The organism is Dyella sp. AtDHG13, assembly GCF_003201105.1.
Classification (GTDB): domain Bacteria; phylum Pseudomonadota; class Gammaproteobacteria; order Xanthomonadales; family Rhodanobacteraceae; genus Dyella; species Dyella jiangningensis_B.
Genome location: NZ_QICJ01000022.1, coordinates 17,304 through 30,484 on the forward strand (window position 1 = coordinate 17,304; position 13,181 = coordinate 30,484).

Below are 13,181 nucleotides of genomic sequence, written 5' to 3' on the forward strand. Positions count from 1 at the left end.
ACGTGGATATCACCCACAAAAGCCGAAACCCTACTTCCCCGCCTTAGCCTTCTTCTCAGCCTGCTCCTTCTTCCACTGCTGATACTCCGCAAAATGCGGCATATCGCGCAGCACCTTGCTGTGCGGATCGACAATCACCAACGCACCCGCCGGCGCGGGAATCGACGCATCGCCTCCAGTCATTGGCACGGTGACGAGCTTGTCGCCTACTTGCACTTCCACCGGCATCGGGAAGGGTTTGTCGTGCGGCACCTGCCAGTGCAGGTGCAAGCCATTGCCCTCCTGGCGGGTTTCCAGCTTCGGCAGCGCGGCTTCGCGCAGGTACACGTCGAAGAACCAGTCCAGGTTGCGGCCACTCACCTGGTTCACGATGTCGATGTAGTCCTGCGTGGTGGCGTAGTGCGGCGTGAAGTTGCCCGGCTTCGGATCCGGCCGTCCATACACCAGCCGGCGCACGCTCTCGAAGAAAGCCTGGTCGCCGATCATCTGCCGCAGTGTGTGCAGCATCAGCGCGCCCTTGTAGTAGATGTCGTTGCCCGGCCCGTGCTCGGCGTCGTACACCTCGTGCTCGAACTGGCTGCGGCCCGCCACGATGGGGAAGGCGTTCTTCACCATGCTGCGTTCGTTCTGCAGCATGGAGAAATACGGCATGTCGCCATACAGGTACTGGCCATACAGCGGCTGCATGTAGGTGCCGAAACCCTCGTGCAGCCACATGTCGTCCCAGTCGGCATTGGTCACCTGATTGCCGAACCACTCATGCGAAAACTCATGCTGCAGCAGCCAGTCGAAGCCGTACTCGCTGCGCGGGTAGCCGTTGCCATAGGCGTTGATGGTCTGGTGCTCCATCCCTAGGTGCGGCGTTTCCACCACGCCCATCTTCTCGTCGCCGAACGGGTAGGGGCCGATTTCCTGCTCGAAGAAATCGAGCATGCGCGGAAACTCGCCGAACAACTGCTTCGCCTGCGCCTCGTGGCCGCGCAGATACCACATCTGCATCGGGATGGTGTTGCCGTAGCGGCTGCGGTAATTGCCCTTCAACACCTCGAACGGGCCGATATTGATCGAGATGGCGTACGTGGTCGGGTGTTTCGCGCGCCAGTGGTAGGTGTGCGTGTCGCCGTGTTCCTTGATGTCGACCAGCACGCCGTTGCCGGGCGCCGCCAGCGATTTCGGCACGGTGACATAGGTGTCGACCAGATCAGGCTTGCCCTGCGGATGATCGATGCACGGCCAGAACAGGTCGCAGCCTTCGCCTTCCACCGCGGTGGCGATCCACGGTTGTCCATCGTCGGTCTTGCTCCATACGAAACCGCCGTCCCACGGCGCCTTCTTCGCCACATGCGGCCTGCCGCCGTAGCGGATGTCGACCACGGCCTTGCCGCCCTTGGCCAGCGGCTTGGGCAGCGCGATGCGCAGTCGTCCCTCCGGATTGCTCCACTGGCCCTGCGCCAGCGCCTTGCCGTCCACGCTCAATTGCGAAATGGCGAGGTGCGGGTCCAGGTCCAGCAACAGCGCGTCGGTGGCCTCGCGCGCGGTGAAGGTCAGCCGTGCCTCGGCGTCCAGACTCTGTTGCGCGGGATCGACGCTGAAATGCAATTCCGCATGATCGAAGTTCACGCGCTGCTGCTCCGCCGGCAACGGTCCGCCGGAGCGCTGCGTCTGCGCGGTGAGCGGCGGCTGTTCCGGCGTGGGCTTGGCGTCGTCGGCTTGGGCGAGGGAGGCGAGTGCCGCGCACAGGGCGAACGAGAGCAGGCGAGGTGTAGGCATGGGCGGGTCCGATCTGGATCAAACCGTCAGGATGACACTCCGCGGAAGATGCCGGCATCGCCGAAAGTCACGGTCCTGCCGTTGTGGCCGGGCTACCCATGCGCGCATGCTTGGCCGGCCGTTCGTGCGTCGTCACCGGAGAGCGCCCATGGATACGCTGCAGAACCTCGCGCTGGCTGGCGGCCTGTCCTGGGCCAGCGGCTTTCGCCTTTACGCCACGGTATTCATCGCCGGCCTGCTCGGGCGGCTCGGCTACGTGCACCTGCCGGACGGCCTGCAGATGCTCACCGACACCTGGGTGCTGGTGACATCGGGCGTGCTGTCGCTGGGCGAATTCCTGGCCGACAAGGTGCCCGCGTTCGACAGCGTGTGGGACGCCGTGCACACCTTTATCCGCGTCCCCGCAGGCGCCTTGCTGGCGTGGGGCGTGTTTCGCGATGCGGGCGCGGGCACGCAGTTCGCCGCGGCCCTGCTGGGCGGCACGCTGGCCTCCGGCACGCACCTGGCCAAGACCGGGGGCAGGGCGCTGATCAACACCTCGCCCGAGCCTTTCACCAACTGGGGCGCCAGCCTCGGGGAAGACGTCTCCTGGCTGGGCGGCATGTACCTGATGTGGGCGCACCCGGCCGTGTTCCTGGTGCTGTTGGGGATCTTCGTGCTGTTCCTGCTGTGGCTGGTGCCGAAGATCCTGCGCGGCTTGCGCACGCTGGCGCGGAAGTTGCGCGGTGCGGGGGCGGGGGCGGAGTCGTCGCGGGCTTAGAGTTGTTCGAAATCTCGCGCGAGTGCACATTTCCCCTCACCGTCATTCCGGCGCAGGCCGGAATCCAGTAGCGGAAGCGGCCGGTTATCGCGTGACGTCAAAGCATGGAGTCTTCCGCGAAAACCGCGCCATGAGGCCACTGGATTCCGGCCTGCGCCGGAATGACGGTGAGGACATTGGGCACTCACGCGGGATTTTGAACAGGCTCTCAGGCCGCGCCCATCACCAGCGCCGCATCAACCCTTATACCGCTGCTGCAAAAACGCAAAGAACGCCCGCAGGCCCAACGCCTCGCCACCACGCGGCTTGCCCGGGCGATCCGCGTCGTTCCACGCATAGGTGTCCAGATGCAGCCACGGCGTGGTCTCCGGCACGAAGCGTTCCAGATACAGCGCCGCAGTGATCGCGCCCGCATGGCGCGACGCGCCGGAGTTGGCCATGTCGGCCAGATACGATTCCAGCATCTTGCGGTACGGACGCCACAGCGGCAGGCGCCACAGCGGATCGTTCACCGCGCGGCCGGCGGCGATCACGCGGTCGGCCGCGTCGTCGTTGTTGGCGAACAGCGCTGGCAGGTCCGGGCCCAGCGCGACGCGCGCCGCGCCGGTGAGCGTGGCGAAATCGATGATGAGTTCGGGCTTCTGTTCGCTGGCATAGGTCAGCGCGTCGCACAGCACCAGGCGGCCTTCGGCGTCGGTGTTGTCCACCTCCACGGTGATGCCGGCGCGCGTGGTGATCACCTCGCCCGGACGCATCGCCGCGCCCGACACCGCGTTCTCCACGGCGGGAATCAGCAACTGCAGGCGCACCGGCAGCTTCGCCTGCATGATCAGGCCGGCCAGCGCGATGGCGTGCGCCGCGCCGCCCATGTCCTTCTTCATCCAGCGCATGCCGTCGGCGGGCTTCAGGTCCAGGCCGCCGGTGTCGAAACACACGCCCTTGCCGACCACGGCGATCTTCGGATCCGTGCTCTTGCCCCAGGTCAGCTCCACCAGTCGCGGCGAGCGATGGCTGGCGCGGCCCACGGCGTGGATGGTGGGGAAGTTGGCGTCGAGCAGTTCATCGCCCACCCACTCGCGCACCTTGGCCTTGTGCGTCTTGCCCAACTGCTTCACCGCCTCGGCAAGCTGCTTGGGACCCATGTCCTCGGTCGGCGTGTTCACCAGGTCGCGCACCAGCGTGGTGGCTTCCACCAGCGGCTGCAGCGTGGCGAGGTCGGCCGGCGCGATGGCGAGTTTGGCCGGCGCACGCCGCGCCTTGCGATAGCGGGTGAACTCGTACGCACCCAGCGCCCAACCCAGCACCGCCTGCAGCTTGTCCTTCACCACGCCCTCGTCGGCAAGGCGATACGTGGCCTCCGGCAGCGTGCGCGGCAGCGCGCCCAGGGCGCTCAGCGCATCGCTGGCATCCACGCCCACCAGCACACGCACCAGCTTGCCGCCGTCATCCGGCAACAGGGCAAACGTGCCCGGCGCGGCTTCAAAACCCGACGCGGCCAGCCACGCGCGCTGCGCGGCGGTAAGGCGGCGTTTGGTAGCGGCGAGGTGCGCGGCGTCGGTGGTCTCGATGGCGATGCTCTGGCGATCGCCGGACTTGCGTTCAATCAGGACAGACATGAAGTTCCTTGCGCGGCACGGGCATGGGCCGCGTTGGCTGCGTGGTGATGCTTAATGATGCGCGCTTTTGAGGTTAGGGGCGAGGGTAGGGTTCGTCGGGCGTATCGGTTCTCGCGCCATTGGCACCCTCTCCCCTCTGGGGAGAGGGTTGGGGTGAGGGGCGGGTGCTCGCGGGAACGCTCCTACCTCGTCATAGCGCGAGCCTCGGCTTTTGCCTTCTCCCTCTCCCCTCTGGGGCACGCGGGGAGCAGCCATGGACGGCTGCGGCTTTGAGGAGCGAGGAGAGGGCTGGGGTGAGGGCGGGTGCTCGCGGAAACGCTCCTACCTCGTCATTCCGGCGCAGGCCGGAATCCAGTAGCGGCAGCGATCGGTTTTGGCGACAGGGTTTCGTGGCTTTACTTGGTCGTGCGCGATATCGCGACAACCCAACATCACCGCCACTGGATTCCGGCCTACGCCGGAATGACGAAGTAGGCGAGGGTGCAGGCAGGGAAAAATGTCCCACGCCCGCACCACAAACTCACCCCTGCGCCTCCAACCAATCCACCAACGCCCCCATATCCCGCACATCCAGATCCGGCGCCGCACCCAGCGCCCCCGGCCACGGATGCCCCGCGCGGTTGATCCACGCCGTGCGCAACCCCGCCTCGCGCGCACCGACCACATCCAGCTCCGGATCATCGCCCACATGCAGAATGTCCGACGGCTCCAGCCCCAGCCGTTCGGCAGCAGCGCTGAAGATGCGCGCATCAGGCTTCGCCACGCCGGTGTCGCGCGCGCTCACGTGGTGCGCGAAGTGTTCGCGGATGCCGATGCGGTCAAGGTCGGCGTTGCCGTTGGTGAGGCTGACCACCGGCCAGCGCCCGGCCAGGCGTTGCAGGGCGGGCAGGCTGTCGGGAAAGAGTTCGACGCTGTTGCGCGCCGCGAAATAGATTTCCCACAAGGTCTCCAGCGGCGCGCGGTCGATGCCGCAGGCGGTGAACGCCCGTTGCATGGTCAGGTGGCGTTGCGCGGTGAAGTCGTGGGCGAGGTCGGTGCGCTCGGCGGCGACCTCGGCACGCAGTGCGCGCATGGCCGGGATGGGCCATGCGCGCGCCACGTCGGGATAGTGCTGGCGCAGGTACGCGTCCACCTCGCGGTCCGCACGTTCCAGGGCCGGCAATACCGGCCACAGCGTGTCGTCCAGGTCGAGCGTCAGGGCGCGTATGCGCACGCGGTGCAGGATCAGTTGCCCGTGACCTGCAGCACCTGGCCGACCTTCACGTTGTCGTTCGACAGGTGGTTCCAGTCCTTCAGCTGCGCCACCGTCACCGAGTACTTCTTGGCGATGGTCGACAGCGCATCGCCCTTGGCGACGGTGTAGGTCTGGCCGGCGGCGGCACCGCTGGCGGCGGTGTTCTCGGCGGCGCGGGCGGCCATGGCCGACTTGCCTTCCGGCGCCTTCTCGGACGACGCGGCGGCGGTGGCATCCGCCGCGCTGGCGGGGGCCGCGCCCGGCACGGTCGGACGCTGCGGTTCGGTCAGCACCGGGTCGGCGACCACGTCGGCCTTCACGCCTGCTTCGGCCAGCAGCTTCTCGCGGCGGGCCTTGTCGTTCTCGGCCAGCTGATGCGCTTCCACGTACGGCACCAGGTGGTGCGCGCGCGCCAGGCCCTTCACCTGGTCGGTCAGCAGGAAGTCCATGAAGGCGGAGATCTGCGCGGCCTTCGGGCTTTCCTTGTTGGTCACCAGGAACAGCGGGGTGTACAGCTGGTAGCTGCCGTCGGAGACGGTGGACAGGCTCGGCGCCACGCCCTCGATGCTGATCATGCGCACCTTGGCGTTGCCCACCACGCCCGACAGCGTGGTCACGCCCAGCGCGTTCGGGTCCAGCGTCACGGCCTCTTCCAGCTTGGCGGTGTTCACGTACAGGCGCGGCGCGGCCACCGGCTGGTTGCCGCGACCGAAGATCAGGCGGCGCAGGCTGTATTCCACGCCATCACCGGGGCTGGCCACGGCGTACAGGTTGATCGGCGCGTCCTTGCCGCCCACGTCGCGCCAGTTGGTGATCTTGCCCAGGTAGATGTCGTGCAGCTGCTTCACCGTCAGGTTCGGCACGCTGTTGGACGGGTGCGTCACCATCACCAGCGCGTCGAACGCCACCGGGGTGAACAGCAGGTTGCTTTCCGCATCGCCGTAGCTGCTGCGCGCGCTGCCGGCGATGTCCGCCAGGCCGTGCTCCACCGCGTCCAGGCCCGAGGCCGTGTTGAACGGCTGCACGTCGATGCGGCCCTTGCCGCTCTTTTCGTATGCCTTGGCCACGTCGTCCACCACGCCGCGCGCGGTGGCGTAGTCGCCGCGCCACACCAGCGCCGGCGGCGGCGGGGTGGTCGTTTTCTTGGTGGACTTGCTGGTCTTGCCGGCGGCGAGGGCGCCGGAAGCTGCGCATGCGGACATCAGCGCAACGATAAGCAAACGGGAAAGGCGTCGTGACATGGCGGTGGAGAACCCCGGGATGATGATGATGGCGTTCGCGAGCCGCCGGATGGAAAACGGGCGCGCGTGCAGGTGTAACCCGGCTATTTCATCCAGCTTGCGGCCTTACCGCAAGCGTATTCGTACGGTTGCATCGTGGAAAAGCGCGACGTGGGGCACGCCGCGCCTTGCGCGTTCATGCCCCGTTAGTGGATATCGCGCGGAGACGGGGCTAGTCGCAGGTTTGGGTGCGACTGGGTGTTGCGGGTTTGGGTTCAGAGCGAAAGGCGCTGGATCCCCGCCTTCGCGGGGATGACGGTGAGGGAGTTTGCAAAGCTTTGGTCTAACCGAAGCGATGGCCTCCACCTGCGCAAAAGCATCATTCCCCTCACCGTCATCCCCGCGAAGGCGGGGATCCAGCGCCTTCGCTCTTCGCTTCAGGCACTACATGCCAAACAAGGCAGCACCATCAGCAACAACTCACCGCACCTCCACGTACCGCACCCCCTCATCACTGGCCACCACCAGCACCAGCTGCCGCGGATTCACCCCCGCCAGCTGCTGCAGCGTGCGCAAGTCAGGCACGCGCAGGTTGCCGATGCCGATCACGATGTCGTTGGGCTGCAGGCCCGCCTGCGCCGCGCGGCTGCCCGCGCGCACCGAGCCCACGCCCACGCCGCCGATGCCCTGCGCGCGCTGGCTCTGCGAGAGCTCGCTGAAGGTCACGCCGGCCAGGCGTGCATCCAGCTTGGCGCCGTCCAGCGTGGCGAGCTTCTCCGGCACCAGTTTGGCGGTCACTTCGCGGCTGGCGCCGGCGCGCTGCACGGTCAGCTTCACCGTGCTGCCCAGCGGCATCAGGCCCTCCGCGTTGCGCAGGTCCTGCGCGTTGCGCACGGGCTTGCCGTTGATGGCGGTGATCACGTCGCCCATCTGGATGTCCGCGCTGTCGGCGGCCGAGCCCGTGGTCACGCGCGTCACCACCGCGCCGACGTTGTCCTTCAGCGCCAGCGCCTTGGCGATGCGCGGGGTGATGTCCTGCGTTTCCACGCCCAGGTTGCCGCGGTTCACCTTGCCGTTGGCCACCAGTTGCTGCATCACCTGGCCAGCCAGGTTGGTAGGAATGGCAAAGCCGATGCCCACGTTGCCGCCCGAGGGCGAAATGATCATCGTGTTGATGCCCACCAGCTCGCCGCGCAGGTTCACCAGCGCGCCGCCGGAGTTGCCGGGGTTGATCGACGCATCGGTCTGGATGAAGTTCTGGTAGCCCGCGCCGCCCAGGCCCGAGCGGCCCAGCGCCGACACGATGCCCGAGGTCACCGTTTGCCCCAGTCCGAACGGGTCGCCCACGGCCACCACGAAATCGCCCACGCGCAGCTTGCCGGCGTCCGCCATCGGCAGCGCCTGCAGGCCGGTGGCTTCGATCTTCACCACCGCCACGTCGGTGTCCGGGTCGGTGCCCACCAGCTTGCCCTTGAAGTCGCGGCCATCCTGTAGCGTCACGGTGATGTCGTCCGCGCCGCCCACCACATGGTTGTTGGTGAGGATGTAACCCTTGGCCGCATCCACGATCACGCCCGAGCCCAGGCTCTGCTCCACGCGCGAACGCGGCCCGCCCTGCAGGCCGAAGAACTGGCGGAACACCGGATCGTCAAAGAACGGATCGCGCACCTGCACGCGCGTCTTGGTGGAGATATTCACCACCGCCGGCGTCACCTTCTCCAGCATCGGCGCCAGCGACGGCAGCGGTTGTCCGTCGACCGAAGGCGGCAAGGTCGCGTGGCTGGCCATAGGTGTCGCGGCAGCCAACACGAAGGCGGCGGCAGCCAACCGGCGGACGAAACGGGCAGACATGGAAGCTCCTTTTTCACGAGTGGAAACGACCGTCGTTCGACTCATCGCGGCGCCGCCGGTTCCGTCGCACGACCATGACGAAAATTACTTTACATCGGCCAAGGGCAGGGGTAACTTTCACCTTCGTTCGCGACCACAACATCTTGTGTGACAAGGCGGGGTGTTCACCCAAGAGCTGGTGTCACGGGACTCTCCCGGGGGGAGGGGGTTACCGGGTCGGGCAGGGAACGCGGGCATCGGCGCAAGCGCAGACGTTCGTTTTTCGCGCCTACCGATGCGAGCGGATGAGCCAACAGAACAAGCCAACACCGGGCCGTTGAAGGCCATGCCGGGAGGTCAGGAAGCCGATGAGCACCATGCGTGCACCAGCCGTAAACCGCGATGCCGCCGCCATTCCGCTGCAGCCTGCGTCCTACGACATCTGGGACAAGAAGTACCGCCTGAAGGCCAAGTCGGGTGCGCCGGTGGACGGCAGCGTCGATGAAACCTACCAGCGCGTCGCCCGCGCACTGTCCGACGTGGAAGCCACGCAGGAACTGCGCGACCACTGGTTCGAGCGTTTCCTGTGGGCGCTGCGCCGCGGCGCCATTCCCGCCGGCCGCATCACCTCCAACGCCGGCGCGCTGGAACACAAGCCGGCCACGTCCACCATCAACTGCACCGTGTCCGGCACCATCCGCGACTCCATGGACGACATCCTGGAGAAGGTGCACGAGGCCGGCCTCACGCTGAAGGCCGGCTGCGGCATCGGGTACGAGTTCTCCACGCTGCGTCCGCGCGGCGCCTACGTGTCGGGCGCCGGCGCCTACACCAGCGGCCCGCTGTCCTTCATGGATATCTACGACAAGATGTGCTTCACCGTCTCCTCCGCCGGCGGCCGCCGCGGCGCGCAGATGGGCACGTTCGACGTCAGCCATCCCGACGTGAAGGAATTCATCCGCGCCAAGCGCGAAGACGGCCGCCTGCGCCAGTTCAACCTGTCCCTGCTCATCACCGACGGCTTCATGCAGGCCGTGGAGCACGACCAGGATTGGCCCCTGGTGTTCCCCGTGCACGTCAAGGAACAGGACGAGGTCGACCTGAACGACCCCGCCGCCGTCGTGTGGCGCGAGTGGCCCACCCACGAGAACTACGTGGAGCGCGAAGACGGCCTGGTGGCCTGCAAGATCTACGGCCACATCCGCGCGCGCCACCTGTGGGACATGATCATGGTGTCCACCTATGACTTCGCCGAGCCGGGTTTCATCCTGATCGACAAGGTCAACGAGATGAACAACAACTGGTGGTGCGAACACATCCGCGCCACCAACCCCTGCGGCGAGCAGCCGCTGCCGCCCTACGGCTCCTGCCTGCTCGGCTCCATCAACCTCACCACCTTCGTGCGCGACCCCTTCGGCCCCAAGGCCCGCTTCGACTGGGACGAATACCGCGAAGTGGTCAAGGTGTTCACCCGCATGCTCGACAACGTGGTGGAGATCAACGGCCTGCCGCTGGAGCAGCAGCGCAACGAGATCCTCTCCAAGCGCCGCCACGGCATGGGCTTCCTCGGCCTAGGCAGCACTATCACCATGCTCAAGATGCGCTACGGCTCCGCCGAGTCCGTCGCCTTCACCGAGGACGTCTCCCGCGAAATGGCCGTGGCCGGCTGGGAAGTCGCCCTGGATCTCGCCAAGGAAAAGGGCGCCGCGCCCGTGCTCCTGCGCGACTACACCGTTACCGGCGACATGCTGCGCAAGCGCCCGGAAATGGCCGCCGACGGCTACAAGGTGGGCGACGCCATCCCCGGTCGCGTGCTGCACGCCAAATACAGCCGCTACATGCAGCGCGTGGCCAGCGTGGCGCCCCACCTGGTGGACCAGCTCGCCGAAACCGGCGCGCGCTTCACCCACCACAGCTCCATCGCCCCCACCGGCACCATCTCCCTGTCGCTGGCCAACAACGCCAGCAACGGCATCGAGCCCAGCTTCGCGCACCACTACTCGCGCAACGTCATCCGCGAAGGCCGCAAGACCAAGGAAAAGGTCGAGGTCTACAGCTACGAGCTGCTGGCCTACCGCGCCCTGATCAACGCCGATGCCATGCCCTTCTCGGACGACCCCAAGTCCAAGCTGCCCGAGTACTTCGTGGCCGCCGACGACATCACGCCCAAGGAGCACGTGGACATCCAGGCCGCCTCGCAGCTGTGGATCGACTCCTCCATCTCCAAGACGGCCAACGTCCCCACCGACTACCCCTACGAAGACTTCAAGGACATCTACTTCTACGCCTACAAACAAGGCTTGAAGGGATGCACCACCTTCCGCTTCAACCCGGCCGCGTTCCAGGGCGTGCTCGTCAAAGAGGCCGATCTGGAGAACACCCTCTACCGCTTCGAATTGGAGGACGGTAGTGTTGTGGAACTGAAAGGCAACGAAGAAGTGGAGTACGACGGCGAAATGCACACAGCCGCCAATTTGTTCGATGCCTTGAAGGAAGGGTATTACGGAAAGTTCTAAACTATGCCCCGGTGCCTGGTAACAAGCATCGCCCACTGCCAAGAACGACACCGAAATATCCGGTGGCAAGGCTCAACACAAAGTTCAATCCACGTCGGAGGGGATTACCCGCATGTCTATCGATACTGAGTTTGATGTGAAAGATGAGGCCGTGACGGTCGTCGACGCGCCGGTCGAGGTTCCCGTGGTCGAAGTGGCCCCGGCAGCCAAGCCCAAGAAGGCTCGCGCCAAGAAGTCCAGCGCGGCCAAGAAGGCAGCTCCGGCCAAGAAGGCCGCCAAGAAGGCGGTGAAGAAGGCCGCCACCAAGAAGACCGCCAAGAAGGCCGTGAAGAAGGCCGCCGCCAAGAAGACCGCGAAGAAGGCGGTCAAGAAGGCCGCCGCCAAGAAGGTTGCCAAGAAGGCGGTGAAGAAGGCCGCCAAGAAGGCAGTGCGCAAGACCGCTGCCAAGAAGGCTGTTCGTAAGGTCAGCAGCAAGAAGACGGCCAAGAAGGCCGCAGTCAAGAAGACGGCCCGCAAGGCCGCCGGTAAGAAAACCGCCGCCAAGGCGGTCAAGAGGTCCACTGCCAGCAAGAAGGCGAGCGCGAAGAAGGCCGTCCGCAAGGTCGCCAAGAAAGCCGCACGCCGCAAGTAAGTAGCACCCGAACCGGCCCGGCGCCCAAACGCCGGGCCGGTTTGTTCCAAGACGACACACCAGCCGGACCTTCCCTAGCCGTCATTCCGGCGAAGGCCGGAATCCAGGGCCTACAGCGCGTAGACGCGCGAGTGCCAGAAAGACGCCGGTCTGCAGTCGTCCTCGCCGCCGCGCCGCCAAATCTCCGGAAGAACCCACCATGGCGATCAAGATCGAAAAGAAGATCAAGGGCTACAACGTCGTCAAGCCCGAAGACAAAGCCGCCGCTGCCGCCGCACCCGCCCCCCAGCCGGCCGCCTCCAAGGAAGCGCCCAAGGCGGAAATCATCCAGATGCACGAGAGCCTGGAGCGTCCCGAAACGCTCATCGGCTCCACCTACAAAATCAAATCCCCGCTGTTCGAGCACGCCCTGTACGTCACCATCAACGACATCGTGCTCAACGCCGGCACCCAGTACGAACAGCGCCGCCCCTTCGAGATCTTCATCAACTCGAAGAACATGGACCACTTCCAGTGGATCGTGGCGCTCACCCGCATCATCTCCGCCGTATTCCGCAAGGGCGGCGACGTCACCTTCCTCGTGGAAGAAATGAAGGCGGTGTTCGACCCCCGCGGCGGCTACTTCAAGGCCGGCGGCATCTACATGCCCAGCATCGTCGCGGAGATCGGCGCGGTCATCGAGCAGCACATGAAGACCATCGGCCTCATCCACGACCCGGAAATGGACGAGTCCACCCGCAAGCTCATCGCCGAAAAGCGCGCGGCCTACGAGGCCGCTACCACCGGCAAGAGCGCCGCCCCCGCTGCCACCGAAACCAAGCCCGAAACCAACGCCAACGGCTTCCCGCCCGGCGCCACCCTCTGCGCCAAGTGCAACACCCAGGCGCTGGTGCTGATGGATGGGTGCCAGACTTGCTTGAATTGTGGGTATAGCAAGTGCGGTTAAGTTTCGGACTGATATGCCGAATACGGATGCTGTGGGGATGAAGATGGGAGCCGCAAGATGCAGCGAGGCAGTTTTACGTCTATTGGTTTGAGCAGTGATCCCGGCCTCGCCGCGCTGCGCAGACCATCGAATAGAAAATGAGCAGCGTTTGTGCGGCTGCCATTAAGGTCTACCCGGCTGCGCTTATTAGGCTGGTAGTAAAACAAGCATAGAAGGACTCTGGGTGCTTTTCATAGACTCACAATGCCGCCCTATTCTTCATTGCTCAATCCGTGAAGCCACCCCCACCAAACCCCTACAAACCCCCAAGTAAAACCCCCGATGCGCTCGCCCCCGGCTCTGCACTAAGGTGTGAGCTACCGCTCGCGGGCGTCTTCGGACGGGGTTGCGGGCGGCGCGGCAGCAATGTCGTGAGTCGCGGGCCGCCGGTGCGCTAACACCGGCGACCCGCTAACCATCACCAACTGAAAGAGAGTTGATCATGGCTAACAGCGATCATAAGGCACGCTCGTGCCCTTTCGTTTCACCCGGGCAACGCCCCCGCGTTTCGCCCACCGCCGGGCCACCGGCCACCTGCCTGAGTGCCGCATCGCTGCGGCTTTCCACGTTGGACGACGTGGCGCTCGCGCTTTATGCGCTGGCGCAGCTATGCCAGGAG

The 13,181-nt window shown here is 65.7% G+C and carries 9 protein-coding genes; 4 read left to right on the forward strand and 5 right to left on the reverse strand.

What is annotated here, in order from left to right:
• Positions 1–30 precede the first annotated feature (30 nt).
• A complete protein-coding gene (locus tag BDW41_RS22475) occupies positions 31–1,770 on the reverse strand; it encodes a M1 family metallopeptidase (RefSeq protein ID WP_074547363.1) in 1,740 nt (579 codons plus the stop codon).
• A 148-nt stretch (positions 1,771–1,918) separates the two neighbouring features.
• Between BDW41_RS22475 and BDW41_RS22480 the strand changes: the two genes are divergently transcribed.
• A complete protein-coding gene (locus BDW41_RS22480; protein ID WP_074547364.1) occupies positions 1,919–2,530 on the forward strand; it encodes a DUF4126 domain-containing protein in 612 nt (203 codons plus the stop codon).
• Positions 2,531–2,766: 236 nt separating this feature from the next.
• Here the strand turns inward: BDW41_RS22480 and BDW41_RS22485 are convergent, their stop codons facing one another.
• The 4 genes from BDW41_RS22485 to BDW41_RS22500 all read right to left on the reverse strand — a co-directional run bounded on the left by BDW41_RS22485 (position 2,767) and on the right by BDW41_RS22500 (position 8,388).
• Entirely contained in the window at positions 2,767–4,146 is a 1,380-nt protein-coding gene (locus BDW41_RS22485; protein WP_074547365.1) for a leucyl aminopeptidase family protein, read from the reverse strand.
• A gap of 520 nt (positions 4,147–4,666) precedes the next feature.
• Positions 4,667–5,359, reverse strand: a complete 693-nt coding sequence (locus tag BDW41_RS22490; protein ID WP_074547366.1) for an HAD family hydrolase — start codon at positions 5,357–5,359, stop codon at positions 4,667–4,669.
• 11 nt (positions 5,360–5,370) lie between these two features.
• On the reverse strand, positions 5,371–6,582 hold the full coding sequence (locus BDW41_RS22495; RefSeq protein ID WP_343125772.1) for a substrate-binding domain-containing protein: 1,212 nt from the start codon (positions 6,580–6,582) through the stop codon (positions 5,371–5,373).
• A 498-nt stretch (positions 6,583–7,080) separates the two neighbouring features.
• Complete coding sequence (locus BDW41_RS22500) at positions 7,081–8,388, reverse strand: Do family serine endopeptidase (RefSeq protein WP_110301696.1); 1,308 nt, start codon at positions 8,386–8,388, stop codon at positions 7,081–7,083.
• Positions 8,389–8,798: 410 nt separating this feature from the next.
• Between BDW41_RS22500 and BDW41_RS22505 the strand changes: the two genes are divergently transcribed.
• The 3 genes from BDW41_RS22505 to BDW41_RS22515 all read left to right on the forward strand — a co-directional run bounded on the left by BDW41_RS22505 (position 8,799) and on the right by BDW41_RS22515 (position 12,523).
• On the forward strand, positions 8,799–10,946 hold the full coding sequence (locus BDW41_RS22505; protein WP_074547369.1) for an adenosylcobalamin-dependent ribonucleoside-diphosphate reductase: 2,148 nt from the start codon (positions 8,799–8,801) through the stop codon (positions 10,944–10,946).
• A 112-nt stretch (positions 10,947–11,058) separates the two neighbouring features.
• The gene (locus BDW41_RS22510; RefSeq protein WP_083337552.1) at positions 11,059–11,577 is read left to right on the forward strand and encodes a histidine biosynthesis protein HisIE; all 519 of its coding nucleotides are present in this window, start codon (positions 11,059–11,061) and stop codon (positions 11,575–11,577) included.
• A gap of 199 nt (positions 11,578–11,776) precedes the next feature.
• Positions 11,777–12,523, forward strand: a complete 747-nt coding sequence (locus tag BDW41_RS22515) for an NrdJb (RefSeq protein ID WP_074547371.1) — start codon at positions 11,777–11,779, stop codon at positions 12,521–12,523.
• Positions 12,524–13,181 lie beyond the last annotated feature (658 nt).

Bases quoted from the DNA above. Each gene is read 5' to 3' on its own strand.
- BDW41_RS22505 (WP_074547369.1), top strand. From the start codon at position 8,799: ATGAGCACCATGCGTGCACCAGCCGTAAACCGCGATGCCGCCGCCATT.
- BDW41_RS22480 (WP_074547364.1), top strand. From the start codon at position 1,919: ATGGATACGCTGCAGAACCTCGCGCTGGCTGGCGGCCTGTCCTGGGCC.
- BDW41_RS22475 (WP_074547363.1), bottom strand. From the start codon at position 1,770: ATGCCTACACCTCGCCTGCTCTCGTTCGCCCTGTGCGCGGCACTCGCC.
- BDW41_RS22495 (WP_343125772.1), bottom strand. From the start codon at position 6,582: ATGTCCGCATGCGCAGCTTCCGGCGCCCTCGCCGCCGGCAAGACCAGC.
- BDW41_RS22515 (WP_074547371.1), top strand. From the start codon at position 11,777: ATGGCGATCAAGATCGAAAAGAAGATCAAGGGCTACAACGTCGTCAAG.
- BDW41_RS22510 (WP_083337552.1), top strand. From the start codon at position 11,059: ATGTCTATCGATACTGAGTTTGATGTGAAAGATGAGGCCGTGACGGTC.
- BDW41_RS22485 (WP_074547365.1), bottom strand. From the start codon at position 4,146: ATGTCTGTCCTGATTGAACGCAAGTCCGGCGATCGCCAGAGCATCGCC.
- BDW41_RS22500 (WP_110301696.1), bottom strand. From the start codon at position 8,388: ATGGCCAGCCACGCGACCTTGCCGCCTTCGGTCGACGGACAACCGCTG.